Origin of the sequence: Halorubrum sp. DM2 (assembly GCF_901686465.1) — an archaeon.
Lineage (GTDB): Archaea > Halobacteriota > Halobacteria > Halobacteriales > Haloferacaceae > Halorubrum.
The window spans coordinates 26,940-53,730 of record NZ_LR594487.1 but is presented as its reverse complement, the minus strand read 5'-3'; the positions used below and the strand labels follow the sequence as shown (position 1 = coordinate 53,730).

General features: G+C 58.6%; 27 protein-coding genes and 2 pseudogenes. 23 read left to right on the top strand and 6 right to left on the bottom strand.

All coding sequences use genetic code 11. The features are described from left to right. Positions 1 to 18 precede the first annotated feature (18 nt). The 9 genes from QOL69_RS00280 to QOL69_RS00240 all read left to right on the top strand — a co-directional run bounded on the left by QOL69_RS00280 (position 19) and on the right by QOL69_RS00240 (position 6,402). Positions 19 to 1,047, top strand: coding sequence for an ABC transporter substrate-binding protein (locus QOL69_RS00280; protein ID WP_283401582.1), 1,029 nt, complete (start codon positions 19 to 21; stop codon positions 1,045 to 1,047). Continuing rightward, positions 1,044 to 1,886, top strand: coding sequence for an ABC transporter permease (locus tag QOL69_RS00275; RefSeq protein ID WP_321169509.1), 843 nt, complete (start codon positions 1,044 to 1,046; stop codon positions 1,884 to 1,886). Before QOL69_RS00280 ends, QOL69_RS00275 begins: the two co-directional genes overlap by 4 nt. Beyond that, entirely contained in the window at positions 1,877 to 2,659 is a 783-nt protein-coding gene (locus QOL69_RS00270; protein WP_048075804.1) for an ABC transporter ATP-binding protein, read from the top strand. The genes QOL69_RS00275 and QOL69_RS00270 overlap by 10 nt, the downstream gene beginning before the upstream one ends. Before the next feature lie 104 nt (positions 2,660 to 2,763). After that, positions 2,764 to 3,174: a CopG family ribbon-helix-helix protein gene (locus tag QOL69_RS00265; RefSeq protein WP_048075805.1), complete on the top strand. Its 411-nt coding sequence runs from the start codon at positions 2,764 to 2,766 to the stop codon at positions 3,172 to 3,174. Between the two features lie 137 nt (positions 3,175 to 3,311). Next, positions 3,312 to 3,992 carry an energy-coupling factor ABC transporter permease gene (locus QOL69_RS00260; protein ID WP_283401580.1) on the top strand — a complete coding sequence of 227 codons (681 nt, stop codon included), beginning with the start codon at positions 3,312 to 3,314 and terminating at the stop codon, positions 3,990 to 3,992. Next, entirely contained in the window at positions 3,992 to 4,315 is a 324-nt protein-coding gene (locus tag QOL69_RS00255; RefSeq protein WP_048075806.1) for a hypothetical protein, read from the top strand. Before QOL69_RS00260 ends, QOL69_RS00255 begins: the two co-directional genes overlap by 1 nt. 2 nt (positions 4,316 to 4,317) lie before the next feature. Beyond that, positions 4,318 to 5,130: an energy-coupling factor transporter transmembrane component T family protein gene (locus tag QOL69_RS00250; protein ID WP_049906736.1), complete on the top strand. Its 813-nt coding sequence runs from the start codon at positions 4,318 to 4,320 to the stop codon at positions 5,128 to 5,130. Then, positions 5,127 to 6,008 (top strand): energy-coupling factor ABC transporter ATP-binding protein, encoded by an 882-nt coding sequence (locus tag QOL69_RS00245; protein ID WP_283401579.1) that lies wholly within the window; start codon positions 5,127 to 5,129, stop codon positions 6,006 to 6,008. The genes QOL69_RS00250 and QOL69_RS00245 overlap by 4 nt, the downstream gene beginning before the upstream one ends. Before the next feature lie 4 nt (positions 6,009 to 6,012). Then, the gene (locus QOL69_RS00240; protein ID WP_006630636.1) at positions 6,013 to 6,402 is read left to right on the top strand and encodes a CopG family ribbon-helix-helix protein; all 390 of its coding nucleotides are present in this window, start codon (positions 6,013 to 6,015) and stop codon (positions 6,400 to 6,402) included. A gap of 5 nt (positions 6,403 to 6,407) precedes the next feature. On the opposite strand, the gene QOL69_RS00235 is transcribed toward QOL69_RS00240, so the two are convergent. Continuing rightward, positions 6,408 to 6,839, bottom strand: a complete 432-nt coding sequence (locus QOL69_RS00235; protein ID WP_049906738.1) for a CopG family ribbon-helix-helix protein — start codon at positions 6,837 to 6,839, stop codon at positions 6,408 to 6,410. Between the two features lie 103 nt (positions 6,840 to 6,942). Between QOL69_RS00235 and QOL69_RS00230 the strand changes: the two genes are divergently transcribed. From QOL69_RS00230 to QOL69_RS00190, 9 genes and pseudogenes are all read left to right on the top strand, one after another. Further along, on the top strand, positions 6,943 to 8,160 hold the full coding sequence (locus tag QOL69_RS00230) for a GTP-binding protein (protein WP_049906739.1): 1,218 nt from the start codon (positions 6,943 to 6,945) through the stop codon (positions 8,158 to 8,160). Continuing rightward, a complete protein-coding gene (locus tag QOL69_RS00225; RefSeq protein ID WP_006630639.1) occupies positions 8,160 to 9,506 on the top strand; it encodes a GTP-binding protein in 1,347 nt (448 codons plus the stop codon). Before QOL69_RS00230 ends, QOL69_RS00225 begins: the two co-directional genes overlap by 1 nt. Next, positions 9,503 to 10,087, top strand: a complete 585-nt coding sequence (locus tag QOL69_RS00220) for a MogA/MoaB family molybdenum cofactor biosynthesis protein (protein ID WP_006630640.1) — start codon at positions 9,503 to 9,505, stop codon at positions 10,085 to 10,087. Before QOL69_RS00225 ends, QOL69_RS00220 begins: the two co-directional genes overlap by 4 nt. Before the next feature lie 39 nt (positions 10,088 to 10,126). Continuing rightward, positions 10,127 to 10,768, top strand: a pseudogene (locus tag QOL69_RS00215) (cobalt-factor II C(20)-methyltransferase); the annotation flags it as partial. A gap of 407 nt (positions 10,769 to 11,175) precedes the next feature. Next, a complete protein-coding gene (locus QOL69_RS00210) occupies positions 11,176 to 12,636 on the top strand; it encodes a metal ABC transporter substrate-binding protein (protein ID WP_283401578.1) in 1,461 nt (486 codons plus the stop codon). 214 nt (positions 12,637 to 12,850) lie between these two features. Further along, complete coding sequence (locus QOL69_RS00205) at positions 12,851 to 13,636, top strand: metal ABC transporter ATP-binding protein (RefSeq protein WP_049906741.1); 786 nt, start codon at positions 12,851 to 12,853, stop codon at positions 13,634 to 13,636. A gap of 119 nt (positions 13,637 to 13,755) precedes the next feature. Continuing rightward, entirely contained in the window at positions 13,756 to 14,694 is a 939-nt protein-coding gene (locus QOL69_RS00200) for a metal ABC transporter permease (RefSeq protein WP_345782488.1), read from the top strand. Continuing rightward, positions 14,691 to 15,983: an FAD/NAD(P)-binding protein gene (locus tag QOL69_RS00195; RefSeq protein ID WP_321169508.1), complete on the top strand. Its 1,293-nt coding sequence runs from the start codon at positions 14,691 to 14,693 to the stop codon at positions 15,981 to 15,983. The genes QOL69_RS00200 and QOL69_RS00195 overlap by 4 nt, the downstream gene beginning before the upstream one ends. A 1-nt stretch (position 15,984) precedes the next feature. Next, positions 15,985 to 16,368, top strand: coding sequence for a DUF7124 domain-containing protein (locus QOL69_RS00190; protein ID WP_049906744.1), 384 nt, complete (start codon positions 15,985 to 15,987; stop codon positions 16,366 to 16,368). A 589-nt stretch (positions 16,369 to 16,957) separates the two neighbouring features. Here the strand turns inward: QOL69_RS00190 and QOL69_RS00185 are convergent. Beyond that, positions 16,958 to 17,224, bottom strand: a complete 267-nt coding sequence (locus QOL69_RS00185; protein ID WP_283401577.1) for a hypothetical protein — start codon at positions 17,222 to 17,224, stop codon at positions 16,958 to 16,960. Positions 17,225 to 17,226: 2 nt separating this feature from the next. Next, a complete protein-coding gene (locus tag QOL69_RS00180; RefSeq protein ID WP_283401576.1) occupies positions 17,227 to 18,513 on the bottom strand; it encodes a GTP-binding protein in 1,287 nt (428 codons plus the stop codon). A gap of 63 nt (positions 18,514 to 18,576) precedes the next feature. Here QOL69_RS00180 and QOL69_RS00175 point away from each other — a divergent pair, with 63 nt between their 5' ends. From QOL69_RS00175 to QOL69_RS00155, 5 genes are all read left to right on the top strand, one after another. Further along, entirely contained in the window at positions 18,577 to 19,734 is a 1,158-nt protein-coding gene (locus QOL69_RS00175; RefSeq protein WP_283401575.1) for an NAD(P)/FAD-dependent oxidoreductase, read from the top strand. Positions 19,735 to 19,736: 2 nt separating this feature from the next. Then, entirely contained in the window at positions 19,737 to 19,922 is a 186-nt protein-coding gene (locus QOL69_RS00170) for a 30S ribosomal protein S14 (protein ID WP_283401574.1), read from the top strand. After that, on the top strand, positions 19,915 to 21,636 hold the full coding sequence (locus QOL69_RS00165) for a nucleoside recognition domain-containing protein (protein ID WP_283401573.1): 1,722 nt from the start codon (positions 19,915 to 19,917) through the stop codon (positions 21,634 to 21,636). Before QOL69_RS00170 ends, QOL69_RS00165 begins: the two co-directional genes overlap by 8 nt. A 607-nt stretch (positions 21,637 to 22,243) precedes the next feature. Further along, positions 22,244 to 23,119 carry a DUF8172 family protein gene (locus QOL69_RS00160; RefSeq protein WP_283401572.1) on the top strand — a complete coding sequence of 292 codons (876 nt, stop codon included), beginning with the start codon at positions 22,244 to 22,246 and terminating at the stop codon, positions 23,117 to 23,119. Between the two features lie 554 nt (positions 23,120 to 23,673). Then, complete coding sequence (locus QOL69_RS00155) at positions 23,674 to 24,933, top strand: PAS domain S-box protein (protein WP_283401571.1); 1,260 nt, start codon at positions 23,674 to 23,676, stop codon at positions 24,931 to 24,933. Between the two features lie 185 nt (positions 24,934 to 25,118). Here the strand turns inward: QOL69_RS00155 and QOL69_RS00150 are convergent. From QOL69_RS00150 to QOL69_RS00140, 3 genes and pseudogenes are all read right to left on the bottom strand, one after another. Next, a pseudogene (locus QOL69_RS00150) lies at positions 25,119 to 25,235 on the bottom strand (IS5/IS1182 family transposase); the annotation flags it as partial. Between the two features lie 255 nt (positions 25,236 to 25,490). After that, entirely contained in the window at positions 25,491 to 25,919 is a 429-nt protein-coding gene (locus QOL69_RS00145; RefSeq protein ID WP_283401570.1) for a metal-dependent transcriptional regulator, read from the bottom strand. After that, a complete protein-coding gene (locus QOL69_RS00140; protein WP_283401569.1) occupies positions 25,916 to 26,413 on the bottom strand; it encodes a ferritin-like domain-containing protein in 498 nt (165 codons plus the stop codon). Before QOL69_RS00140 ends, QOL69_RS00145 begins: the two co-directional genes overlap by 4 nt. Positions 26,414 to 26,791 lie beyond the last annotated feature (378 nt).

Genomic DNA, 26,791 nt, shown 5'->3' with positions numbered 1-26,791 from the left:
TTAGTGTTAGCAACACTGATGAATCAGATCTCGCGCCGAAAACTGCTACAGAGTGCAGGCGCAACCACAGTCGCTGCGACGGGAATAGCCGGTTGCCTCGGTCAGGGTGGCAACTCACTCGACTCGGTTACCATCGCGTACGTCCCGATCTATCCGAATATGCAACACTATGTGATGGAACGGGAGGGCTACTACGAGGATATCCCGGCAGAGGTCGCGATAGAACGGTTCAACTCTGGCCCTAGCGTTGTCAAGGCGTTCGCCAGCGGTGAAGTAGACGTCGCGCTCTTCGGCATTACTCCTGCGATGGTTCTCGCCGACAAAGGTACCGACGCCGGTATCCTCGCGGCGAATTCGAGGAACGGGTTCAAGATCATGGGGGCGACCGAACTCGTCGATCGCTACGAGCAGGAAGGTAAAGCGGCGTTCGAGCACTTCGAGCAGGAGCGCGGCCGCAAGGTCCGGTTCGGTGCGCCGCCCGACGGGAGTGTGCCCGACATCGTCCTTCGATACTGGATCCAGGAGGATCTCGACCTCGGAGAGATGGAATCGGTCATTGCCAAATCGAAAGTCCCACCGGCGAAGGCGGTCCAGACGATCCAGTCGGGCGATATCGACGCGACGATCATCCAAGAGCCGTTCGCGACGATTATCAGTCAGAATGATAACTTTGGGGAGCTCGCGTGGTCCGGGAACATACTCGAAAACCATCCAGTCACGGTACTGTTCGCGAACCGGAAAATCCTCGACGACACCGAAGTTTCCCAATCACTCGCTGAACAACACACTGCTGCGACCGAGTTCACGACAGGCTCGCCGGATCGAGCTGCTGCCCACGCCGCATCGGTGATCGGCTCCGGTGTGAGCGAGGACCTCGCGAAAGCCGCTATGGAGTCCAAGGCGTCAGATTTCCTCTCGGATCCGCACGCGATTACCGACCAAGCCACGACGATGGGGGAATTCGTCGCGAACGTCGGCAACATCGAGAAACCGGTCGCGACTGAGAACCTATTTGCGTTCGATCCCTACGACACCATTCAAGAATGAGCACGCGTACTGACACCAGATCCGACACGCCGGTCGCCTACGGTTTTGAGGGGAATCTGCGGCGGTATCTCCGCGGACTGGGCGGACTCATTGTGTTCCTTCTCGTCTGGTGGGTCGGCGCGATGCTGACTCAACCGTCATACCTGGTGCCGAGCCCGCTCGACTCGGTCCGCGCGTTCATCGATCTGTTCGCGACCACGACCGCGATTGTCGTCCCCGTCTCGGGATCGAGTCTAGTGCTGCCGACCGGGCTCGCGCACCTCACGGAGACGCTGTTCCACTACGTTCCTGGCCTTCTTCTCGGAGCTGGCGGTGGCATTGGACTCGGACTATTAATGGGTTGGAACGGCGCACTCGACGACTGGTTACGCCCACTCGTTCGGGTCCTTCGCCCGATCCCGCCGCTTGCGTGGATCGTCTTCGCGATTGTCTGGTTCGGCATTCATCACACCGGTGCGGCGTTCATCGTCTTCATCGGGGCGTTCTGGATAAACTTTTACGCCGCCTACGGTGGCGTCGAAGGCGTCGCAGGCGACTTGACCGATGCCGCATCGACGCTCGGCGTGGAACGCGATCTCTCGATGCTGAAACTCGTCGCCCTCCCGAGCGCAGCGCCCCAAGTGTTGACTGGGTTCCGGACGAGCATCGGTCGGTGCTGGATGATCGTCGTCGGTGCCGAGCTGTTCGGCGCGCCCGGCGTCGGGTACGAGATCATCAACGCCTCGAACAACCTCGCGATGGCGACGAGCGTCGCCTACATGTTTCTGATCAGCCTAGCGTTCCTGTGTATGGACATCGGTTTTCGCCTTTTCGAAGGGAGGGTTCTCGCATGGCGCTGAGTTCCGAGTCGCCAGTCAATCGAGAGTCACGCGAGAAGATTACTGTCCAGAACGTCAGCAGGGCGTACGACTCCACCCAAGCGCTCGAGGGTGTCTCGCTCTCGGTCGGGGAGGGTGAGTTCTGCTGTATCGTCGGCCCGTCGGGATGCGGAAAGACGACGCTGTTGCGGGCGATAGCGGGCCTCGATGACCCCGATACCGGGTCGATACTGGTCGGCGGGGACCCGGTTACCGGCCCCGGACTGGACCGGGGGATGGTCTTTCAGGAATACGCGCTGTTCCCGTGGCGAACGGTCCGTGGCAACATCCGGTTCGGCCTCGACCGACCCGCGTGTGGCTGTCCCGACTGCGAGGCGCGGGCTCGAGAGCTGATCGAGTTAGTGGGACTCGACGGATTCGAGGACGCGTATCCCAAAGAGCTGTCCGGCGGGATGAAACAGCGCGTCGGGATCGCTCGCGCGCTCGCGCCCGATCCAGAGATACTCTTGATGGACGAGCCGTTCGGCAGCGTCGACGCCCGGACGCGCGACCGACTACACACCGAACTGCTCGATATCTGGGCGCAGACGGAACAGACGGTCGTCTTCGTCACACATGACATCGACGAGGCAGTAAAGCTCGCCGACCGTGTGGTTGTTATGGATGCCGAGCCGGGAATGGTCCAGTCGACCGTCTCGATCGACGTAGAGCGCCCACGCGAACGGACAGCACACGACTTCGTCGAGTACGTTGCACAGATTCGGGCCGAACTCGGGGAGCCTGAGCCGCGTTAGTCGAGGATCTCCCGCTGAGATATAGTTATTAACAATATTCTTTATATCGTTATATCTATTATCTCTGAGTTATTATTTAATATATGCCCATTGTGAGCTCTTCGATGACGGAGCAACTCCGCGAGGACCTCGACAGTTTCGCGGAAGAACATGGCTATAGCGGGCGCAGCGAGGTCATACGCGAAGCGTGTCAGGGACTGCTTGAAGAATATCAAAAGAGCGATTACGAGAACCGACGTGTCTTAGCGACAGTTACTGCCGGATTTGAATATGATGCACCGGATATCGAACACAAAATGATGGATATTCGGCATGAATTTGAATCGCTGATCCGGTCGAATTCGCACAACTGCTTGGAAAGTAATGCCGGATGTGTCGAGACGTTCGTCATCGAAGCGACTGGTGACGATGTGTTGAGATTCATCGGGACCATTCGGGGAACGGACGAGTCGGTTTCAGTCGAATACACAGTCATACCCGTCGATGAGTTACACGCGGAACCCAGTGAAGACTGAGTCCGGTATATAACAATAGAAACGAAAGCATCGCTTCTACTTATCAATACTTGAGCCTACTCTGTACTACTATTGTTATTTGGATCCATTTATTGCGACAAGTTTATTATAACAGGTCTTAGAATTGTGAAACAGACATGCCACACATCCACCTTGGAGAAGGTTCGTTCCCCCTCTGGGCGCTAGTGCTTTGGACGCTGATCGGGACCGCGTTGATCAGCACTGTGGTCTACCGGGTCCGGAAAGGCGGTATCAAAACACATCAGATTGCGCTCGCGGGTATTGGAGCGGCCGCGAGTTTCGCAATTTTTCAACTGAATATCCCCGTCTGGGGTGGGATTCATATGAATCTCACCGGTTTAGTGGGTATCATCGCTGGACCGCTACTCGGCGCAATCGTCGCACTTGTCGTTAACGTGTTCTCGGCTGCTCTCGGCCATGGAGCAGTCGGCCTCATCGGAGCAAACACCCTCATCAACGCCAGTGAGGCGATTGTCGCCTACTACGCATTTAAAATTCTGATTGGAATGGACTGGGACGTCTTTCCTGCTGGCGCGAGTGCAACAACACTCGGTCTTTCGGTGGGTTCCTTCCTGATGGCTGCGATCATCGTCATTAGTGGGGTAAACGGAAGCGCGCTACCGCGTGGTGACCTGACAATTGCCGTGGCCGGACTCGCAGGACTCAACCTCGGTGTCGCCGTTGTTGAGGGAATTCTCACCGGTCTCATCGTTCAATTCCTTGCCTCCGTGCGCCCCGATCTTGTTGGGCTCACGGACCGCGACACCCAAGAGGAAGCCACGGGGGTGACGGCCTGATGCAGCGCTGGAAGCAGTACGGCGCGTTGTCTGCTCTCTTCGCAGCCTTTCTTGCTGCTGGATACTGGGGTTTCACTGCGACCGGCGGCGCCCTTCCATGGGCAAAGCGCTCCTCACAGGCGCTTCAGCGCGGTATTCAAGAGGGTGGTGGAGGACTTGTCAATTTGGGACGTGGTATCCTCGTAGCAGGCCCTATCCGAAAAGGAGGAATGATGCTTGAGTTCGCTGGGCTCTTTCTTTTACTGCTGTTCCTCGGTATCGGGATGTACGTTTATGTCGACCGCTACGGCGGCTTTGGGGGCGGGGAACGCGCGTCCCGGTAATCGTGACAACGCTCTCAAATCACGTCCCGGACCCACGACTTATTACTGCGTTCGCCGAGCGGCGGGACGGGCCGCTACACCAGGTTAACCCTTGGACGAAGGTCGGGATTATCGGCGCGCTTGTCCTCGCAGTTACGGTGTTTGACCGGCTCGCACTCCTCGCGGGACTGTACGGGACCGTCCTCATCGTCTACGGTCTTGCTGAGCTACCGTATCGGCGTCTCGTCGGCTGGTACACACTCCCGATGTTATTCATCGTCTCCGTTGCAGGGCCGCTAGCGTTTTTCGAACCGGGTACGCCGATCGGTGGTGCGCTTTCGACGCCACTCGGAAATATCTCGGTCACGTGGGCTGGGCTCGTCCTCTTCTTCGAGCTCAGCTGTCGGTCACTCACTGTCGTCACGTTCGCACTGACGGCATCAATGACGACGAAGTACACCGACGTGGCGTATATGCTTGGACGGTTACTCCCCAGACCGATCGATCAGGTCGCGTTACTCACGTACCGGTTCACCTTTGTCATGCTTGAGACGCTTGAAGACCTCGTGAAAGCCGCACTCTCCCGTGGAGCGAACTTCTCGGAGTTTTGGTCGAACAAGCGGCTGTACGCGAGAATTCTCGGCATGACGATGCTATCAGCGATCGAGCAGTCCGAACGGCTGGTCAAATCGATGGAGGCTCGCGGTTATGACGGAGATATCGTGCTGTACGGGGACGTTTCGCGACCGCCGATCCACGAACTGTTTGTCGTCGCCGGTTCGTACGTCGCCGTTGTGGGGTACGCGCTGATTGCGGTCTACGAGGTGGGGCTATGAGCCAAGACGATTCACCGTTGGTCGAGCTTCAGTGTGAAGCTCACACCTATCCTGACGGGACAGTCGGCATGCATGACGTCGACTTCTCGGTGTACCCCAACGAAGTCGTCGCGCTTGTCGGTGGCAACGGTGCCGGGAAGTCGACGCTGCTCGAACACCTGAACGCGACGCTCGTTCCCGATGTCGGCGAGCTCGTCGTTGACGACACGCCAATCACCGAAGACAACAAGTCATATGCTCGAAAGGAGGTCGGATTCGTCTTTCAGGACGCCGATACGCAACTGGTCGCCCCCACAGTTCTTGACGATGTCATGTTTGGTCTCCAAAACTACGGCGTACCTAGTGACGAAGCGAAAGAACGCGCCCGTGAAGCGCTCGCGACCGTCGACGCGAGCCACCTCGAAGACCGGATTCCCCACTACCTAAGTGGCGGGGAAAAACGTCTCGTCGGTCTCGCCGGTGTGCTGGTACTTGAACCGAGCGTGGTCGTGCTGGACGAACCACTCGCGGGACTCGATCCCGAGCGGTCACAACTCGTGGCCGACCGAATCGAACAGGTCCATCAGGAGGGTATTAGCGTCGTTCTCTCGACGCACGATCTGGACTTTGCTGCTACGATCGCAGACCGCGTCTGTGTAATGGCCGACGGCAACGTCATCGGAAACGGAACGCCTAGAGAGGTGTTCTACGACGACGCATTATTAGCAGAAGCCAATCTTCATGCTCCGAGTACAGTTCGTATAGCTCGCGATACAGGGCTGGGAGAGAAAGCACAGCCTGTCACAGAATCTGAGCTTGTCAGGCACCTCACAGCGGCAGTTGAGGATGTGAACTCGAATCAAGTCTCATCTGTCGATACCACCCAAACGAATCAGTAGACCAATGCGGACGAGTTTCAATATATCCGATGATCTCCTCGCTGAGTTCGACGAAACGTGGCAGTCGGAGGGATTAGACTCGCGTTCGCGCGGCGTTCGCGAGGCGATGCAAGAGTACATCGAAGACCACGCGAGACTGGAGGATATCGAAGGCGATGTCGTCGTCATCATCTCCTTCGATTACGAACACGAAGCAGTCATCGAAGACATTCATGACGTACAACACCGATTTCAGGACGTTATCACGACGACGAATCATATCCACGAAGGAGAATGGTGTCTCGAGACGCTCTTTTGTAGCGGGGCTGCATCACGCGTCAGAGACCTCACGTATCGCTTGCGTAACTTCGATACGGTAAGTCAAGTCAAACTGATGCTTCTCGCGGAGCAGTAGCGCGTTCACGACTCGATAGCTTGGTTAAGAGGTACATTATTGAGCGAGGTAATCGAGTACTTGACTGTCTGGACATCTGGCACTGCTCGGACCGCGTTGACAAATCCGGACAGTTCCTTTGTGATTCCTTCCAAGACGTACAACTCCATACAGTACTGGTCCTGTACGTGTACGTGGGTAGTCGCAGAGACGATACCGTCGTACTCGTGACGCACACTCGTGAGACGCTGCTGGACCGCGGGCTGACAGTACTCAAAGAACACTGTCACTGTACACATCTGTTTTTGTCCGTCGACACCTTGCCCTTGGAACTCTTCGAGCAGCGTGCGTGTGCCTTCGCGTACGACCTCGCTCCGCCCACTGTACCCGTGTTTGTCGGCGAACTCGTCGATATGTTCGAGTAACACTTCTGGCATCGAAATGCTAACTACGCTCATATACTATACTAAACTAATATTCTAATATATTATTTCCTGTTATTACTTGATGCCTCACAACGTAATAATTAGTATTTTAACCTTCGACTTTCATAAGACGGATGTGCTGTCTAACAACGATCCGATTCCAGTGACGGTCCTCAGCGGAAGCCTCGGCGCGGGAAAGACGACGACCCTCAATCACATTCTTGAGAGCGAGCAGGAACTGAACGCTGCCGTCCTCGTCAACGACATGGGGGAGGTGAACGTCGACGCCGACCTCGTCGAGCGTGAATCGGACCTCACGCAGAACGACGACGAGATCATCGAGATGTCGAACGGGTGTATCTGCTGTCGGCTTCGCGGCGACATGCTCGACGAAGTGGGGCGGCTAGCAGACGAACGCGACTTTGAGTATCTCCTCGTCGAGTCGTCCGGGATCAGCGAGCCGATTCCGGTCGCCCAGACGTTCGCTCGTGGGTTCGAGGACGCTGACTTCGATCCCACGGGAGTGTACGAGCTCGACACAATGGTTAGCGTCGTCGACGCACACAGCTTCTGGAAAGCGTTCGACTCCGGGCAGGCACTCACCGACGACTCGGTCGACCCACAAGGGAATCGCGTTCCGGAAGAAGCGCTCATGGACCAGATCGAGTTCTGTGACATCCTCCTGTTGAACAAGTGCGACCTCGTCCCGGACGACGAACTCGACGAAATCGAGGCGGTGCTGAAGACGCTACAACCGCGGGCAAAGATCATTCGGACCGAACACGGTGCGGTCGCTCCCGAGGAAATCCTCAACACTGGTCGGTTCGACTTCAACCGTGCCAGTCAGTCGGCCGGGTGGAAGCGCGAACTCCAGGAGGGACATCACCACGAGTCGGCCTCCGACGAACACGGCGTCGCGTCGTTCGTCTTCGACGCTGACCGACCGTTCCACCCCGAACGCCTCTCGGAACTGTTTACGGGCCTCCCAGACGGGATCATCCGCGCGAAGGGCTTCTTCTGGTCGGCGGGTCGCGAAGATGTCGCGATGGGGCTGGATAAGTCCGGGCAGTCGGTCCGAGCCGGTCCGAAGGGGACGTGGGTCGCCACGCTCCCGAAGGCACAACAGGAGCGCTACTTCGCCGCGCGTCCCGGGATCAAAGAGAACTGGGACGAACAGTGGGGCGATCGGGGGTCGGAACTCGTGTTCATCGGTCGCGAGTTCGACCAGGAGTCACTTGTCACAGACCTCGAAGACTGTGTCCTCTCAGACGCGGAAATGGACGAGAACTGGAACGAGTACCCGGATCCGTTCGGTCGTGACGAGCAGCGCGAACTCGTGTTAGCCGACGACTAATGGCCGTCGACGAGCAACCTCCCGTAACGATCCTCAGTGGCGGGCTCGGCGCCGGCAAGACGACCCTGCTGAACCACCTGCTTCGGGTCGCTGGCGAGCAGCGCGATATCGCCGTCCTCGTCAACGACGTCGGAGAAATGAACGTCGACGCCGAACTCATCGAGAACGGTTCCGAGCTTTCGATGGAAGACGGCGGCGTTACTGAACTTTCAAACGGGTGTATCTGCTGTGGGCTCCAGAACGAGCTCGATCAGGAGCTACTGCGTCTCGCCTTCGACGAGGAGTTCGATCACCTCGTCATCGAAGCCTCGGGGATCAGCGATCCGGTCCCCATTGCTCAGCGGTTCGTTTCCCCCGCACGTGCCGCCACACTGTACGAACTCGACACGACCGTTACCGTAGTCGACGCCGCACAGTTTCACCGCGTGTTCGTCGATGGTCACCCGGTCAAGTCGACGGACGACGAGGCTCGACCGCTCTCGGACCTCCTTGCCGAACAGGTTGAGTTCTGCGACGTGCTCGTCCTCAACAAGTGCGATCTCGTCTCGGATGAAGAGTGTGAGGCGGTCGAACGCGTGCTTGAAACGCTTCATCCAGGCGTCGACATCGTCCGCACGACTGAGAGCGCCGTCGAACCCAACGACGTTCTCGGAACCGGACGATTCGACAGAGAGCAAGCAAAACAGTCCGCCCGGTGGAAACAGGTACTCTCAACCGACCACGAGGGTGCCACAGAATCGAGTGAACACGGACACGGTGACGATCACGGCCATGAGGACGGGTCCGGACACGACGACGGCTCTGGACGCGTGGACGATCACGATCATGCCCACAACGAAGACGCCGGTGACGACCATGACCACCTCCACCCGCCCGAAGAGTTCGGCGTCGACTCGTTCGTGTACGAGCGCCACCGGCCGTTGCACCCTGAACGATTCAATGAGTGGCTCAGCTCATTCCCTGAGTCCGTTGTGAGAGCGAAAGGGCATCTGTGGGTCGCCGGACGCGAACGATACGCGCTCGACTTGAGCCAAGCGGGCACGCAGACACACGTCGAAGTCAACGGTCGATGGGCGGCCACAGTCCCCGAGTTTCAACAGGACTCCTACCGGGAGTCGCGACCGGACCTCCACTGGGACGAGCAATGGGGGGACCGCGAAGTGAAACTCGTCTTTATCGGCGCCGGAATGGACGAGTCGGCGATTACTGCCGCCCTCGACGACTGTCTCCTCTCGGAGCCGGAGATGGAGGACAACTGGGACGAACTCAAGAATCCGTTTCCGGGGACGAGAGAGTGGTCTAAACCACCGATGGAACAACGTCTCGTGGTCGGTGACGGACCATGACCGAGAGTCACTCGGAACTCCCGTCCCCGGCGGATCGACGGACGACAGACGCTGATGGTCACGACTGTGTCGATCCGCTCGGCGTCGCCGTCGTAACCGTCTCGTCGTCTCGGGGAACCGCTACGGAAGTAGATCCGTCCGATCCCGGTGGTGACGCTGTCGAGACCATTCTCGTCGATGCGGGTCACGTCGTCACGTCACGCCGAACGATTCCCGACGACTACGTCCAGATCAAGACCACCGTGGGCGAGTGCCTCGAACGTCCGAATGTCGACCTCGTCGTGACTACTGGCGGGACAGGGGTCACCGTCGATGACATCACTCCGGACGCAGTGGGCGAACTCTTCGACCGCGAGCTCCCAGGCTTCGGGGAAGCGTTCAGACGGCTCTCGTGGGAGGAGGTCGGAACACGGGTCGTCGCGACCCGCGCGACGGCGGGTATCGCTCGCGACGTCCCGGTGTTCGTGTTACCGGGAAGCGTGAACGCCGTCGAACTCGCCACGGTGGAGATCATCGCCGAAGAAGCCCCGCATCTCGCCGGACTCGCGACGCGACACACAGTCGGTGAGACCGATGCGTGAATACGTGAGCCGAGTTTCGACCCCACGGAGGCGTTAATCATGACGCTCTACGGAATCGGACTGGGACCGGGTGCGACCGACCTGCTTACAGTTCGCGGCAAGCGACGACTCGAATCGGTCGGCGTCGTCTACTCGCCGGGGCGATTGTCGCGGCGCGTCGCGGCCGAGTACGTTCCCGACTCGAAACTGGGCGACCTCGATTTCCCGATGACGACCGATCCCGACGAACTACAGGCGGCGTGGAAGACAGCGGCCGCCGAAGTCGCACCGAACGTGCGAGACGCTGACGCGGCGTTCGTTACGCTCGGCGATCCCTGTATCTATTCGACGTTTGGACACCTACGTCGGACGCTCCGTGACCAGCACCCGGACGTCGACGTCGAGGTCGTCCCGGGAGTCAGTAGTATGACGGCGTTCGCCTCCGTCCTCGGGGTCGATATCGATGCCGGCGCGGAGTTGACGCTCCGCGAGGCGACCGGCGGTACAGCGCCGATCGGACCGGACCGGTTGATCCTGTTCAAAGTGACCGACGCACCGACGACCCACAAAAAACTGGTCGAGGCAGGGTACGACGTGACGTTCGGTCGGCGACTCTTCATGGATACAGAAGAGACACTCGTTTCGAACGACCCCACCGATGTGACCGACCGGGACTACTACACGCTCGCGTACGCTGAGAAACGGAACGCAACCGACCCCGAGTGACGCGAGCCCTATCGGTCGTTCAGACCGGGCCGAGATGGGGAAATCAGGCAGTAACGCCGAGACTCTCTAGTTCCTCGGTGGAGTATTCGGCGCGGAGTTCTTCGGTAGAGTGTTCGTCAACAATTTCCGCTTGCTCTTCGTCGCTCATTTCGGTCAGTTCGCTGAAGCAGTGGCACATTGCGATCGTATCTGAGGCTCATAGATACAAAATGCCTGTTAGCACGCTTCTTACGCTTATGTAATACAGTATCTGGGATAGCAACTATTAGCAATTCTAGGACCCGCATTATTTAGTAAGACTACTGTCTATCTAGTGATTAATTACTAAATCTACTATCTCAAATCATAGCATTTATTATTTAGTCTCACAGTATTAGCAATAGATGCCTCAATACACTCGGCGACGCCTCGTCGCAACCGGAATTGGATTCACCGCTATCAGCGCACTCGCTGGCTGTACGTCGAATGACGCCGACAGCGGTGACTCAACTGGAGATGGACCGGGAGCCCAGTCTTCGTTCTTCGTGTTCGGCGACTTCGCCACACACGTCGCGGGCGACGCCGCGACTGCCGAGACGCTCGTGCCGGTCGGCCAACACGGCCACGGCTGGGAGCCCGGTCCAGATATTCAGGGAACCATCCTCGAATCCGATCTGTTCATCTACGGTACCGACGGGTTCCAGCCGTGGGTCGGCGACCTCATTACGAGCCTCCGTGACGACGAAGCAGACGTCGAAATGGTTTCCGTCGGCGAAGGGGTTGACCTCATCGAGGGGGGTCACGATCACGGGGGCGAAGACGAGCACGACCACGAGAAAGAAGGTGAAACTCCATGGGAGCACGCCGGACTGTACCATCTCGAAGCAGGATCGTACAGCTACACGTTTGGGGAAGGGCCGGATCCGGAGATGTCACTCGCGGTGCTCGCAACCGACGAAGGCGGCGATCACGGGATCGAACACGTCGAAGAGACGGCGAAAGAACTCTATACAAGCGATCACGAGGCACATACCACAGTCGAGGGCGGGGATACACTTACGCCCTCGCAGGAGAGCCTCTACGTGCTAGAGTTTACGGACTCGGGCGAGACGAACTTTAGCCTCGACATCGATACGGAGGGTCATTACGTGCTGTTCAGCCAGCACGTTCCGGCCGAGTTCGATGCAGCGCTCACTGATAGCGGTGGGGCTGTTGTCAAGCCCGAGGCGAGTGAGACGGCTGGTGGACACGACCACGAAAGCGAGGACGAACACGACCACGAAAGCGAGGACGAACACGACCACGAAAGCGAGGACGAACACGACCACGGAGCGATGGACCCGCATTTCTGGCTCGACCCCCAGCGAGCCGCCCAAGCGGTCGGTAAACTTGAGGCGACGTTCGCCGAGATGGACGGCGAAAACGCCGAGGTGTACGCCGACAACGCGGCCGCCTACCGCGACCAGCTCGAGGAACTCGACGGCGAGATCCAGTCGATCGTCGACGACGCGCCGAAGGAGACGCTGTTCGTCGCCGGTCACGACGCGTTCCAGTACCTCGAAGACCGCTACGGCCTGCGTGTCGAGTCGCTGACGGACCTCTCGCCGGACGACCAGCCCACGCCGCGAGACATCGAGCGCGCCCAAGACATCATCGACGAACACGGGCTCGCGCACGTCTGTGCCGATCCGCTGGAAGATCAGACCGCGGCCGAACAGCTCGTCGAGGAAACCGACGCGACTGGGATGCTACCGCTGACGGCGATCCCGGGGCAGACAAGCGAGTGGGCCGACAACGATTGGGGGTACATCGAGATCATGGAGAACATCAACCTCGACACGCTCGAAACCGCGCTCAACGCATGAATAATACGGACCCCGACAGCACGCGTCCGAGCTGGGACGGAACAGAAACGCCCGGTCCGTCTGACCGCCAGCGACCGGAACTCCTCGCGCTCGTCGTCGGGTCCACAGACGAGCCGACGTGTACGATCTACCCGCCGGATGTGGCGGCTCCATACCGGTCGACGACCTGGATCAGCGCGTCCGGTGACGGCTTCGTACGTCTCGAACAGCACCGATGACAACCGAAACAGCAGGGGCTGAATCGCTCCGAAGGCGTTCGGAAGAACTCGTCGTCAGCGTCGATGATGTCAGCTTCGCGTACGGGGACCTCCCCGTGATCGAATCGGTGTCGATCGATGTCGAGCCGGGGGCGTTTCTCGGGCTCGTCGGGCCGAACGGCAGCGGAAAGAGCACGTTGCTGAACCTGATGCTCGGTCTCCAGAAACCGGACACGGGGACGGTTCAGCTGTTCGGTGAGCCCGCAGGCGAGTTCGACGCCGGCGAGCGGATCGGCTACGTCCCACAGAACGCCACGGCCGCCGCCGATCGAATGCCAGTGACCGTTCGCGAACTCGTCACGATGGGGCGATACCCCCGGCGGCTCGTCGGTCGGTTCTCGGATGAAGACCGCCGCGCGATCGACGATGCGCTCCGCGCGGTCGAGATCACGGACCTGGCCGACCGTCGGGTCGGTCAGCTCTCCGGAGGCCAGCGCCAGCGCGTCTTCATCGCGCGTGCGCTCGCCGCCGAAGCCGACCTGCTCGCGCTCGACGAGCCGACGGTCGGCGTCGATGCCGAGTCCAGAGAGGCCTTCTACGAGCTGTTAGCTGACCTCAACGACTCGGGGCTCACTATCCTGTTGATCGAACACGATATCGGTGTCGTCACGACCTACGCCAGCGAGATCGCCTGTCTCAACCGACGACTGTACTTCGACGGCGATCCCGAGGACTTCGTCGCCACTGACGCTCTCGCAGCCGCGTACGGCACCGATCAACACGTGTTAACTCACGATCACTGAGTATGACTTCCCACCACCTCGCGACGATTCTGTTACAGGGATCGACAGATAGCTTTTCACCGATCGAGAGCTTGTGGCGGCTCTTCGAGTGGTTGCTCGTCGACGTGTACGGAACCGGAATGAACCTCCTGTCCGAGCTGTTGGGCGTGCGGATGCTCGGCTATCCGTATATGCAGCGAGCCTATCTCGCGGCGGTCTGTATCGCGGTGATCGGCCCGCTCGTCGGCACGTTTCTCGTCCACCGCGAACTGTCGATGCTCGCCGACACGCTCGCTCACACCGCCTTCGCGGGCGTGGCGGTCGGGCTGTTTCTCAACGCGGCATTATCGCTGTCGCTGTCGCCGCTGTTGACCGCAATGATCGTCGCCGTCGGAACGGCGCTGCTCGTCGAACTGCTGATCGATTACGCGGACGCCTACAGTGACACGTCGCTGGCGATCGTCCTCACGACCGGGTTCGCACTCGGAAGTGTCCTCATCACCGCGACGGACGGTGGGATCGCCGTCGGAATCGACGCGTACCTCTTCGGCAGTCTCTCGACCGTCTCGAAGGACAACGTCGGGTTGCTCGTCGCGATGAGCCTCCTCATCGGCACGCTCGTCACAGTCGCGTACCGCCCGCTGTTGTACGTCACCGTTGACGCAACCGCGGCACGGGCCGCCCGGATCAACGTTCGGCTCTACAAGCGCCTGATGGTCGTGCTTACGGCGCTCGTCGTCGTCAGCGCGATGCAGATCATGGGGGTCATCTTGGTCGCGGCGATGCTCGTCGTGCCGGTCGCCACGGCGGGATTCGTCGCACAGAGTTTCAAACAGTCGATACTGCTGGCGATCCTTGCCGCCGAGTTCGCCGTGCTGTCGGGCGTGACACTCGCGTATGTATATGGAATCGCGGCTGGGGGCTCAATTGTCCTCTCGGCGGCAGCGGTCTACGCGACGGTTCTCGTGGTGACCAAAGTCGACATCCGGTGGGTGCTTCGGCTGCTCCCGACGCGTTCCGGACCCTCAGTCGAGCATGCGGAGCAGGGGCTCGAAGCCGATGGCGGTGAGCGAGAGTGACGACCAACGACGCTCTCGAAGAACACCCGGCCCCCAACCGTCAGCCGTACGAATATGTGATCGTCGGCGGCGGGATCCACGGCACGTGTCTCGCGAACTACCTCCTCACAGAAGGAGAATACACGCACGACGAGATTCGAATACTCGATCCGCGCGAGGAGTTACTCGCGTCGTTCGGCAAAAAGGCTCGTCAGTGTGGGATTGAGACGCTTCGGTCGACGTTCGTCCATCATATCGATACCGAGTCGTTCTCGCTCGAGTCGTTCGCGGAAGGACACCACCGAGCGCACGAGCTCGTGTCGACGGAGAATCACCCCGATCGACCGACGCTTGACCTCTTTCTCGACCACGCGCGCGACATCATCGACCGCCGTGACCTCGATAACTGTCACTACCGGTCAAGGGTGATAGGAATTTCCCGATCTACGTCTCAGGAGGCCTATGTCGTGGAAACAGACGCGGAGACGATTGAGGCCCACCGCGTCGTCCTGGCCGTCGGACTCGGCGCGACGCCCACGCTCCCGGAGTGGACGACGTCGCTCTCGGAGGACACGCCGCTCGCACACGTGTGGGACGACGAGTTCGATCCGACAACGACGAGCGAATTCGAGGGGCGGACGTTCGTCGTCGGAGGCGGCATCACGGCCGGGCAGCTCGCCTGTCGCCTGGCAGAACAGACTGACGTGACGCTCCTGTCGCGTCACGAACTCGATATCGAGCTGACCGAGGCCGACCCGTACTGGATCAACTGGCGTCACATCGGCAAGGAAATCCACACGCTGCCACCGGGGTCGGAGGCTCGTCTCGATCGGATTCGGGCCGTCAGAAACGACGCCACCATCCCGCCATACGTCGAACAGCGACTGTCCGAAGCGTGTGACGACGGTGCACTCGAACTCCGGCGAGGCGAAATCACGTCTGCGCACGCGACAGACGAGGGGTTGTCCCTCCGCTTCGACGACGGTACGAGGGCGACAGGCGCACGGGTCGTCCTCGCCACCGGACTCGAACCGGTTCCGGAGCGGCCGGTGGTCAAACGCGTCAGCGAGTCGCTGTCGCTCGCACGTGGGGCGGAGGGGTTTCCCGTCCTCGACGATCGAACACTCGCGTGGAGACGGACCGACGGCGACGAGTCCGCGGTGTACGTTTCGGGCGCGCTCGCGGAGCCCAGCGTCGGCCCCTTCGCTCGCAACATCGTCGGCGCTCGACGCGCCGCGGAACGAATCCTCGATCCCCCAGACCAGGCGCGGGCAGAGTCGCTCCCGATGAGCTCTCGAAGCGGGTCCTGACGTGGCTTCGACCGATCTCACGCTGGCCGTCTCGTTGGGCGCACTCGATCGACTCGCACGGCCCGACCGCGCGCTCGAAGACGCCGCAACGTGGGCAAGTCACGTCGGAATCGTCTCCTCGGAGCCGTCATACATCGAACGACGGCGAGTGCGAGAGGCCGGCTATCATCAGGAGTTTCTGTCCGGGCCGCGTTCCGTAGCAGAGGCGCTCTCGGCCGTTCGAAACAACTTCCAGACGGAGCGGTACGTGTTCGTCGGAACCGATGAGACCAGCGGGGCGGTGGAGGCGGTCTCCGGCTGGACATATCAGCCGATTGTGGACGCCGCGACGGCTGCGGACTGGAAACTGTCGACTCCCTCTAGTGTGAACCGCGACTGGCCGTAGCGGCAACATTCTCCCCGCGCTGGAGGTTGAGGTCTTCTCCTCGATTCTGCGTAACTCTTCCGTCTCGAGTCATATCTGGCGGGTAATCCGACTCAGATACCGAGCCAAGTTCGGCTGCTGACTGAACCTCTATATTCAGCATGACTACCTAGATTCATCGGCAGATAAGGACTTCAACGAAGCCGAATCGCTCTGATCGGGTCGTAGCCGAACGTGTGTTTGGATGTGTGACTCCGTCTGCGAAGGAAACCCAGTATCGCGATCGGGGTTGCGGCGGTACCGTACTGAGGAGTACCGATCAGTGACTCTCGTGGACGTGCTCGCGTAGCGAGTCGGTCCCTTCGAACTCCTCATCGCACACGGCACATCGGTCGTGGTGTAAGGCGACGTGCTGGGTCACACCGGCAGCGCTCTGGAACTGTGCATCGCAGTTGGTACATGCGTACGACATTACATTAACAATTCGGGACCATATATACAAGAATCTTATTAAGAAATGGGACACGATAACTGCTTTAGAATATTAATTGGGGCTATCAGCTAACTAATTCCCGTGCGCACGGCGAGAACCGACGAGCCAGACGAAGCGTTAGCGCAGCTGGTCTGCCCGCTCTCGGAGCGCTGTCGGCAGGCTCGCGTCATCGGCCAGCGCCGCGAGCTCTGTCGTCGCTCGGCACCGACCCAGCCCGTTCAACGCCTGCCGGCGGAACGACCCGTTAAATCCGTCCGCGACGACGATAACGCGGAGCTGCGTCGTCGCGGCGATCTCAGCGAGTTCATTGATCGCCGTTGTGCGGGTCTCGCGTGGCGCGTTCTTGTCGACGGCCGTCCGGAAGAGGGAGCGTGGCGAGGACATCGTCAGTCCGCGAGGCCGACCTCCTCGGCGCTGTCGTCGGTCGTCCCAGCCGACCCTTCGGTACCCTCGCCGGGTTCGGCGTCATCCTCGATCTCCCACGTCGGGAACCGGTCGTCGAAGGCGTTCCAGTCGGCGTCTATCTCCTCGTCGGTCAGCAGGGTCGCGTCAAGGTCGGCACGGAGCGCGTCGTGGTCCATCTCCGTCCCGATGAGCACGAGTTGGGTCCCCCTGTCGCCCCACTCGTCGTCCCATATCTCTTCGAGTCCCGGATTGGCCTCGAAGTAGGTCTCGCGCTCTTCTTCCGGTAGCGTCGCGATCCAGTCGCCGGCCGATCCGACTCGGATCGACCGTCCCGCGACGTTCAGGCCGAGCGCCGTCCTCTCGCGACCCGCCACCCAGAAGTGGCCCTTCGAGCGGACGACGTTCGCGGGGAACGCGTCGAGCAGATCGGCGAACCGCTCGGGGTGGAACGGACGGCGCGACGTGTAAACGAACGACGTAACGCCGTGTTCCTCCTCGGCGGACTCGTGTGGCTGCTGGAGTTCCCGTACCCATCCCGCGGACTGACTCGCTTCCTCGAAGTCGAACCGGCCCGTGTCGAGGATCTTGTCGGGATCGACCGCGCCGTGTTCCGTCCGGATGATTTTCGCACGCGGCTGGAGGACCTCGATCATCTCCTCGATCTCGTCGAGCGTCGCCTCGCCGACGAGGTCGCACTTGTTCAACAGGAGGACGTCACAGAACTCGATCTGCTCGATGAGCAGGCTGCCGAGGTCTTTCTCGGTGTCTCCGTCCATGAGCGACTCCTTCGAGTCGAACGCCGTCCAGAACTGATGGGCGTCGACCACGGTGACCGTCGTGTCGAGTTCGTAGTAGTCCATCACCTCGATGCCGGTCTCCTCGTAGAACTCCGTCGGGTCGAGGTCGCCCTGATCGAACCCCATCGTGAGGGTCTGTGCGACGGGTAACGGTTCAGCGACGCCCGTCGATTCGATAACGAGATAGTCGAACTCGCGGGCCTGAGCGAGCTTCGCGAGCGCGTCCAGCAGGTCGCCGTGCAACTCACAGCAGATACAGCCGTTCGACAGTTCGATCAGGTCCTCGTCGTCTTCGGAGATATCCGAGTGCTCGGCGACGTGTTCCGCGTCGACGTTCACCTCCCCCATGTCGTTGACGAGGACCGCGATATCGAGGTCCGTTCGCGTGTTCAGAAGGTTGTTCAACACGGTCGTCTTTCCCGCGCCGAGGTTGCCGCTCAGTACCGTGACGGGGATCGTCTCTCGACTCATCTGTTATTAAGACTATAGCGTATATTATTTATATTTGGCTATTAAGATTCAATTGTTGCTAAAATGGCATCGACAAACCTCCGAAAGTGCGAGTCGCTCGATGCGGTGATCGTCGGCGCGGGCGCTGCCGGCGTCGGAACCGGCGTCGTCCTCGAGGATCTCGGTCTCGACTCCTACGCGATCCTCGACCGAGAGGCGGTCGGCGCGTCGTTCAGAGGGTGGCCCGACGAGATGCAACTGATCACGCCCTCGTTTCCGAGCAACAGCTTCGGCTGTCGAGACTTGAACGCTGTGACCACTGATACATCGCCGGCGTTCGCGCTCGATAGCGAGCATCCGAGCGGTGACGAGTACGCCGAATACCTCGAGGGGGTTGCCGAGTTCTACGACCTCCCCGTCCAGACCGGCGTCGACGTGGAGTCGGTACAGGGTCACGACGACGAGTTCATGCTTCATACGTCGAATGGTCCGATCCAGAGTCAGTTCGTCGTCTGGGCGGCCGGCCAGTTCGGCCGGCCGAACGACGAGCCGTTCCCGGGTGCGAGCCACTGTATTCACAACACTCGGGTCGGGTCGTGGAGCTCGTTCGCCGACGAGTGCGTCGACGATCCGGTCGTGGTCGTCGGCGGGTACGAGAGCGGGATCGACGCGGCGCTCACGCTCGCCGACGAGGGGCAAGAGACGATCGTTCTCGACGAGGAGGGGCCGTGGCGGTTCCGTGGCCCCGACCCGAGCGAAGTGCTCTCACCGTACACGAGCCAACAGCTGCGCGAAGCGTTCGAACGGGACGCGCCGATCACGCTCGAAGACGGCGTCCGCGTCGAACGGGTCGAACGCGTTGAGAGTGATAGCGAGTCGTTCGAGGTCGTCAGTACGGACGGTGAGACGTTTGCGACGCAAAACCAACCCGTGCTGGCGACGGGGTTCCAAAGCGGACTCGGCCCCGCAGACGAACACTTCGCGTTCGACGACGGTCGACCGGAACTGACCGAGCGGGACGAATCGACGACGACTCCCGGCATGTTTCTGGTCGGCCCACAGGTCGCACACAACGGCCAACTGTTCTGCTTTGTTTATAAGTTCAGACAGCGCTTCGCCGTCGTCGCTGACGAGATCGCTGCCAGACTCGATATCGACCGCGCCCCCATTGGGGAGTACCGTGAGAAGGATATGTTCCTCGAGGACCTGTCCTGCTGTGAGCCCGACATGTGCGACTGCTGATCATGACACGAGACACATCGAACGAAGACAGTAGCATCGAGCAATCAACCGGAGCGAGTAACGACGATCGACACGTCTGTCGGGTGACCGGCCGCGAACAGGGTCTCGTTGGGAAGTACGATATCTGGCTCTGTCGGCAGTCGTTCCGCGAACTGGCCCCCGCAATCGGGTTCGAGAAGTATGACTGAAAGCCGGGAGCGACCGGGCGACACACCGGCTGCGGAGGACGCCGACAGAGAGACCGTCGTGGTCGTCGGGAAGGAGAGTGTCGGGAAGTCCGAACTCATCTCCTCGGTCACGGGCGACCGGCCGACCAGTGGGAACTTTCGGGGCACCACCACCCGCAGTGAGCGGTACACGACCGACGGGTACGAGTTCGTCGACACGCCTGGGATCGTCCTCGATGCCGACACCGAGGGGACGCGGGACGCACTGGCGCAGGTCGACGAGAACGAGACGGTGTTGCTCGTCGTTCCGGCGACGGATGTCGACGACGACCTCGACGCGCTACTGCCGCTGGTCGAATCCCATCTCGGAGCCGTCGTCGTTACCTTCTGGGACAAAGTCGAGGAACGAACCGAAACCCGCCGAGCACTTGAGGAACTAAGCGCCGACATCGGCGTTCCGGTCGTCCCCGTTGACGCTCGCACGGTTGAGCGGCCGATAGTCGACGGCGGGACGCCGGAGTCGAGCGCCGGAACGTCGACCGACGCCTACGGGCAGATCATGGACGCCTTGGCTCAGCCGGGGATTTTCCCGAACGCTGCGCGCAAGCAGGTCGGTCGGCGGATCGAACCGCCGAAAACGGTGTTTGAGTGGCCGATTGTCGGCCCGCTGGTGAGCCTGTTGCTCCTGTTGGTCCCGGCCGGCGCAGCGGTCTGGTTCGCCAACACGCTCGCCGGTGAACTCGATCCGATCGTGGGAGCCGCTTTCGAGCCGCTGGTCGCGGCCGCCGAGCGGCTTCCGGAGCCGCTCGCGGTGCTGTTGACGAACGACTACGGCCTGTTGTCGATGGGGCCATTTCTGTTCGTCTGGGCCGGGCCGACGATGCTCCTCTTCGCGGTGATTCTCGGCGTGTACAAGAACACGGGCGTCGTCACCCGCATGACCGTTGCGCTACATCCGACGATGCGACGGATCGGCCTCTCCGGGAGGGACCTCATTCGCGTCGTGATGGGGTTCGGCTGTAACGTCCCCGCAGTGGTCAACACCCGCTCGTGTTCTGACTGTACGCGGTGTACGACCATTTCGGCCATCTCGTTCGGCTCGGCCTGTTCGTACCAGTTTCCCGCGACGCTCGCGGTGTTCGCGGCGGTCGGCATGGGCTGGCTCGTCGGCCCCTACCTCCTCGTGTTGGCGGTCACGACGTTCATCTACGTCGGGGTGATCGCGCCCGCCGAAGCCCGAGAGTCGACCACCGTGATCGACCGCCGAACGTTCCTCCAGTGGCCAGACCCGAAGGCGGTCGCCCGCGAGGCCTGGAGCGCGCTCAGGGAGTTCTTTATGAAGGCACTCCCTGTCTTCGTCGTCATCACCTTCGTCGCCGCCGCGCTCGACCGTCTCGGTGTGATCGACGCGCTGGGATCGGTGCTTGGACCGGCGATGGCCCTGTTCAATCTCCCGGCGGATGCCGCGCTCACAGTCGTGCTGGCGTCGATTCGGAAGGACGGAATCGCCCTGCTAACTGCTGACGGCGCGTCGACGGCGGCCGCACTCTCTCCCGTGCAGGTTCTCGTAGTCGTCTATCTCGCAGGGGTCTTGCTGCCGTGTCTGGTGACAGCGTTTACCGTTGCCCGCGAGGTCTCACCACAATGGGCTCTGACAATGATGATTCGGCAGGCGGTTGCTGCGATCGGCTTTGCGGCCGTGATCGCGTGGGGAGGTGTAATTGTCTTCGGCTGATCTCTGGGAGATCTAGAGAGTAGGATCCTCGATTAGATTTGTTCATTTTAATTCTGCTTGATAAGAAGGCACGCATCAAATCCATCCTCCGAGATTGTGGAAGTTGAGACTATAGCGGGTTTAGCGGGTGTGAGATGCGTGATTTCGACTGAATCGGTACGCAGATACCGGTTGGACGATGCCTCCGAGAGCGGTTTCGTGTCGGCCATCGAACTATTTCGGGAACTGACCGACTGTCACGAGAGCGCTGCCGCTCACGAACTGGGGCACCCCCTGAGTCTCAGATAGCTGCTACCCGATTCCTGTCTCCTGCCGGAGCAATGTCAGCGTGTTCTGCGCCGTTACAACGGGTTCACGGTCGTACACACCACCTCTCTCACACTGGAACAGCATATCGATCCCTCGCCAGATCGAGTACAGGACGGCACGCAGACATACTGAACGGGTGACGCACCCCCTACCGACGTCGAAAGAAAGGAACGCATCAGTTCCATTCTCCGAAGCTGTGGCCGTATACATTGAGATAGTTGGTCTCAACTTACGCGGGCGGTGTTCGATGCCGCTCGTGAACTTGATTAATCAGCACTGACGAGTACTTCGTACGCAGATGGGCCACGTCTACTATCACCACCCCGGCGACAAGCAGTTCTCTCTTGACTTCGTCCATCCAGATCCTGACAAAATCGTCTCGCAGATCGTCGGCTACGGCGACGACGTCGCAGTGAAGGTCCAGAAATACGATATAGACGAAACTTTCTACGTCATCTACACATCCCGCGTTGGCGGTGGGTCTGTTCAGGAGATGGATTTTGACCTGAACGAGTCACTCTCAGAGATGAGTGCCGACAACAGCACCATCGTCGTTCGTCTCCTCGAGATTTACCGTGCACTGCTCGCTCAGAACAAAAAAGAAGAGGGAACGCTCGTCGAGGCGTACAAGAATATCGACGTCGATGTATTACCAGACGTTCTCGATCGGACATTGTGGGAAGGACCAGCAACAGACGTAGCGGGCCAACTCGCCTCGAACCTGATCCTCAAACACGCACTTCCGAACGCCAATCATCGAACCGCTGTTGCGCTAATTCAGTTCTACCTTCGGCGCCTAAATCCGGACTTCGCTATGCCAGAAACCTCCGTAGAGACCGGTCCAGAATCCTACGACTGGCGGGAATGGGTAAACGGGTACATCAACGAATCGAAGCGACTGTTGACCGTTCGACGGAAGAACATCCTCTTCAAGCACCTGTATAGCTTCGGTGCGAGAACACTTGAGCGAAAACACGCGGTCGAGATCGACCTGACTGAATACGAGCTGGATATGTACCCGAGTGAGGCGAAAGTCGTCTACGCAGAGAAGCACGAGGATCTCTGGGTCACGTTCGTTGAGGAGGCTGTCGAACGTGCCGGCTATCCGGAGTTAAAAGAGACGTCTGGCCTCTCAAAAGCAGAATTCGCGGAAAAAATCCGAGATCTCGACTAAGCGGTTCTACTAATCTTGAAGCGTGGCGACTGTTCGGCCCGTTTCCTCGGCCTCTTCGCTGCGCGACATATTGTACGTCGCGAGCGCTTCGTCAACCGCTTGATCAAGGCTCATTAGCTAGCTAAACTTTGATTCTCCTACCGTATAAACGCTTGTGTCAGCCGATCTGTTGTGAACTATCCAATTTCGATTCTTCTGCCCGTTCCACAGGGGAGGTTCTTGACGGTCTAAAGCGAAGGGAGATGTGATGTTCCGCAAACGCTCTTGGGTAGAGGATTGTTGGTGAGAGTTCGTCAGTTCCGGTTGGTTCCGAGAAAGCACGATTTAGCCGGATTTACGTCCGTTCTAGTAGGGTGGGTCAAGAGAGTAGAATCTCGCAAAATCGCAAGACAGCTCTCCACCAACAATCTACGCCACAAGAGTGTCGCGTATTTTTTCGTATTCTTTTATAATTATTGCGTACCTTATATAACAAAAATAACTATACGGCTCGTAGAAGGAGGTGGCGGTAAAAAGAAGCGTTTATATTTTATAATCTTTTAGGTCTACCTAAAATGGCGGATCACGCGGAGCAGCTCGTCGGGACTCTATTCCGTGTTCTCTCCGAAGAGGGGCATGAAGAAACCCAGCAAGCGCTGTTGAAAGCCTATCAATCGCAAGCGACTACAGAGCGTGAAGAGCTCACCCAAGATCTCTTTTCAGATCTTCTTACGGTATTACACAGACAGCTCGATACCGAAGCTCAAGTCGATATTCTCACTACAGCGGTTGAGCGCCTTCTCAATCGCTTTACGGCCGTTGTTGAAGCCGCTCCTGTGGCTATCCTCGTCGTTGATGCGGACGGCATGGTTCAGGTCTGGAACAACGGTGCCGAGAGGATATTTGGGTGGACCGATACCGAAGTGCGCCGACAGATGTATCCACAGGTGCTTTCCTCATCGTCGGGAACCACCGAGGAGATTCTTCCTCGCCTCCAGAACAACGAGCAACTACACGGAGTGGAGGCACGGCATACCCACAAGAACGGAAGTGTGCTCGACGTCCGGATCTGGGCTGCCCCGGTTCAAACGCAAGACGAGGAGTTCAGTGGCGCAGTACTCATTATAAGTGATATTACCGATCAGAAACAGCGTGAACAACGTCTTACCGTTCTCAACCGTGTTCTGCGCCACAATATACGGAACGACGTAAATGTGATTCAGGGACGCCTCGAGATGCTGGTCGATGATTTATCTATCGAAAATGAGCATACTGACATAATAAATAAACATCTATCGAATATTATCGAACTGAGTCAAACAGCACGGAACATCGAACAGCTTCAGGACGATAGTGAGGCAGAACGTACGACAGTCGATCTGGGTGTAATGCTGCGAAAACGAGTCGAGCAGCTTCGTATCAAGTCACAGAACTCGCACATATCCGATGAGATACCGGAATCGCTCTCCGTCGTGGCTCACGAGCTGTTGCCGTACGCATTCGATAACATCCTTGATAATGCTATCGAGCACAACGATTCAGAGATTCCTAGGGTGACAGTCGCTGTAGAGGTCGGACCCTCTCAGAACCACGTTACCGTGAGCGTCGCGGACAACGGCCCAGGGTTGCCCTCGATAGAACAGGAGGTGCTTACATCCGAAACTGAAACATCGCTCAGTCACAGTAGCGGATTGGGATTGTGGCTTACCCGCTGGATTGTGCGGAGTTCCGGTGGATCGATAACCGTACGGGAAAGTGAGTTTGGAGGTACCTGCGTCTCGGTTCGCCTCCGAGCGCAGTCCGAACCTACTGCCGCTTCAAGTCTGAACGGCTAGATACGACTGATAGACGGCCTGTAGCAGGAACCTAGCAGATCACGACTGAAGTCCTACTACTGCTGTGCGCGGATAGAGTGGAAGTCTACTAATAAGGATCACCGTTGTTGTACGGCCGTACACACTCAGAATATCGAATACCGTGACCGATTGGACTGCTCTGCTGAATAGACGTTGAGTCACAATTACAGAAGCTCACATAGCGGTTCTCTGTTAGTGATGACAAACATCAAGACGATTTTGCGGAACTGTCGATACCAGCTCAGTGCTCACACGGTATCACCGAGCGTACTACCGGTCGAACAACTACAGAAACAGGATGGTATGTGACTCAATTCTATAGAATTCGTGTAGATTTGAACAGAAGGCACAGATCAAACCATCCTTCAAGATTGTGTACGTAACACTCTCAGGACCCTGATAGTGATTAGTGCGAGTCTTTACCGCCGTGACGATCTGGACCGGTGCGAAAAACTGCTGAAACGGCGTCTTTTGACACCGTCTGCGAAACTATTCGCACTAATCACTATGAGGATATCAAAAAAATAACCATATGATCAGTCGTCTGTCTCGCTGTCGCCCAAGAACGCGCATTGGTCGGTCTCAGCGTCGAAGCAATCTGGGCATTCGGGGCGACGATCGATGATCGTATCTAATCGCTCCGCAACTGTCGCATCGATCACGCCCTCCAACTGGCTGGCTTCCTCGCGATACGCTTCGATGCCTAACACCGAGTGGAGGAACCGCTCGATGATACAATAAGTCTCGACGGACTCACGAGCCTGCTCAATGCCTGCCTCGGTGAGTGTCACCCCTTCGTATTTCTCGTGCTCAGCCAAGCTATCAGATTCGAGTTTACCGATCATCTCGTTCGCACTCGCCGGACTTATATCAAGTCGCTCGGCGATAGCACCCGTTCCTGCCGGTTCATTTGTCGTTACCTGGATCAGGTAGATCGCACGGAGATAGCGGTCTTTCGTGTTCATTGTTGGTCCATAAGGTTCGTCACTCGTTCGGCACCCTCTGCTTCCTCCTCGCGGATAGTTTTGAGCGTCTCAAGCAGGCGTTTCCGTGGTAGGCTGAACGCTACGTCGGACTGCTCAATACTTTCGATCAGATCATCGTAAAACTTGTACGCCGACTCTTCGGAGTGGAGTTGATCGTATAGAAGACCGTCGAAGTCGTCAGGTTTTGTCGCGCCGTACTGCTCGGCGACCAACGTCTGGATTTGTTCGAACGCAATCGTCTCGGCGTCGAGTTCGTCAATCAGCTCTTCGAGCCTGCGTCGGTGGTCCGCCGATTCTTTTGTCGTCTCTGTCAGTAGATTGGTAACCTCTTCACTCACCGGTTGATGTTCAGTGTCAGAGAGATTCCGATAATGCTGCTCGGCCCGCGCTTCAACTACTTCTTCGAGCACTACGCCGACCTGTAAGAGTCGGACAAGTTGGTGCTCAGAAGCGACACGGGCCTTTACATTCATATACTACCGTTAGTGAGGGGAAATTAAAAAACCCAATTAGTGTCTGACTCACGTTCTTGGAAATCGGATTTGATATACCTGTTTATAACTCTCTATTGAGGCTGTGTTTTAGATCGGTCGGTAAATCGTCTCAAAGGATCTGTGAGATAATGAGTGTGGGTACTATTACGATGCTTGTCAAGGGATATTTCTGAATCTGGAGTATCGACCTGCTGAACACCACGAATCCAATAATAGAATGAGTCTCGAAACCGGTCGAACTCGATGGGGCGATCGCGTCAAACAAAGTTAATCACTGCCGTACCGGTTGGAGCGTGTCAAACACTACTGGACCGTTACCATTATATGTTTTAGGTGTACCTAAATCAGTGTATAATG

Excerpts from the sequence above, each read along its gene's own strand:
- QOL69_RS00270 (WP_048075804.1), top strand. The coding sequence starts at position 1,877 with ATGGCGCTGAGTTCCGAGTCGCCAGTCAATCGAGAGTCACGCGAGAAG.
- QOL69_RS00200 (WP_345782488.1), top strand. The coding sequence starts at position 13,756 with ATGAACCTCCTGTCCGAGCTGTTGGGCGTGCGGATGCTCGGCTATCCG.
- QOL69_RS00180 (WP_283401576.1), bottom strand. The coding sequence starts at position 18,513 with ATGAGTCGAGAGACGATCCCCGTCACGGTACTGAGCGGCAACCTCGGC.
- QOL69_RS00245 (WP_283401579.1), top strand. The coding sequence starts at position 5,127 with ATGAGCCAAGACGATTCACCGTTGGTCGAGCTTCAGTGTGAAGCTCAC.
- QOL69_RS00280 (WP_283401582.1), top strand. The coding sequence starts at position 19 with ATGAATCAGATCTCGCGCCGAAAACTGCTACAGAGTGCAGGCGCAACC.
- QOL69_RS00210 (WP_283401578.1), top strand. The coding sequence starts at position 11,176 with ATGCCTCAATACACTCGGCGACGCCTCGTCGCAACCGGAATTGGATTC.
- QOL69_RS00275 (WP_321169509.1), top strand. The coding sequence starts at position 1,044 with ATGAGCACGCGTACTGACACCAGATCCGACACGCCGGTCGCCTACGGT.
- QOL69_RS00260 (WP_283401580.1), top strand. The coding sequence starts at position 3,312 with ATGCCACACATCCACCTTGGAGAAGGTTCGTTCCCCCTCTGGGCGCTA.
- QOL69_RS00155 (WP_283401571.1), top strand. The coding sequence starts at position 23,674 with ATGGCGGATCACGCGGAGCAGCTCGTCGGGACTCTATTCCGTGTTCTC.
- QOL69_RS00170 (WP_283401574.1), top strand. The coding sequence starts at position 19,737 with ATGACACGAGACACATCGAACGAAGACAGTAGCATCGAGCAATCAACC.
- QOL69_RS00185 (WP_283401577.1), bottom strand. The coding sequence starts at position 17,224 with ATGTCCTCGCCACGCTCCCTCTTCCGGACGGCCGTCGACAAGAACGCG.
- QOL69_RS00140 (WP_283401569.1), bottom strand. The coding sequence starts at position 26,413 with ATGAATGTAAAGGCCCGTGTCGCTTCTGAGCACCAACTTGTCCGACTC.
- QOL69_RS00220 (WP_006630640.1), top strand. The coding sequence starts at position 9,503 with ATGACCGAGAGTCACTCGGAACTCCCGTCCCCGGCGGATCGACGGACG.
- QOL69_RS00265 (WP_048075805.1), top strand. The coding sequence starts at position 2,764 with ATGACGGAGCAACTCCGCGAGGACCTCGACAGTTTCGCGGAAGAACAT.
- QOL69_RS00235 (WP_049906738.1), bottom strand. The coding sequence starts at position 6,839 with ATGAGCGTAGTTAGCATTTCGATGCCAGAAGTGTTACTCGAACATATC.
- QOL69_RS00255 (WP_048075806.1), top strand. The coding sequence starts at position 3,992 with ATGCAGCGCTGGAAGCAGTACGGCGCGTTGTCTGCTCTCTTCGCAGCC.
- QOL69_RS00145 (WP_283401570.1), bottom strand. The coding sequence starts at position 25,919 with ATGAACACGAAAGACCGCTATCTCCGTGCGATCTACCTGATCCAGGTA.
- QOL69_RS00160 (WP_283401572.1), top strand. The coding sequence starts at position 22,244 with ATGGGCCACGTCTACTATCACCACCCCGGCGACAAGCAGTTCTCTCTT.
- QOL69_RS00165 (WP_283401573.1), top strand. The coding sequence starts at position 19,915 with ATGACTGAAAGCCGGGAGCGACCGGGCGACACACCGGCTGCGGAGGAC.
- QOL69_RS00225 (WP_006630639.1), top strand. The coding sequence starts at position 8,160 with ATGGCCGTCGACGAGCAACCTCCCGTAACGATCCTCAGTGGCGGGCTC.
- QOL69_RS00240 (WP_006630636.1), top strand. The coding sequence starts at position 6,013 with ATGCGGACGAGTTTCAATATATCCGATGATCTCCTCGCTGAGTTCGAC.
- QOL69_RS00205 (WP_049906741.1), top strand. The coding sequence starts at position 12,851 with ATGACAACCGAAACAGCAGGGGCTGAATCGCTCCGAAGGCGTTCGGAA.
- QOL69_RS00175 (WP_283401575.1), top strand. The coding sequence starts at position 18,577 with ATGGCATCGACAAACCTCCGAAAGTGCGAGTCGCTCGATGCGGTGATC.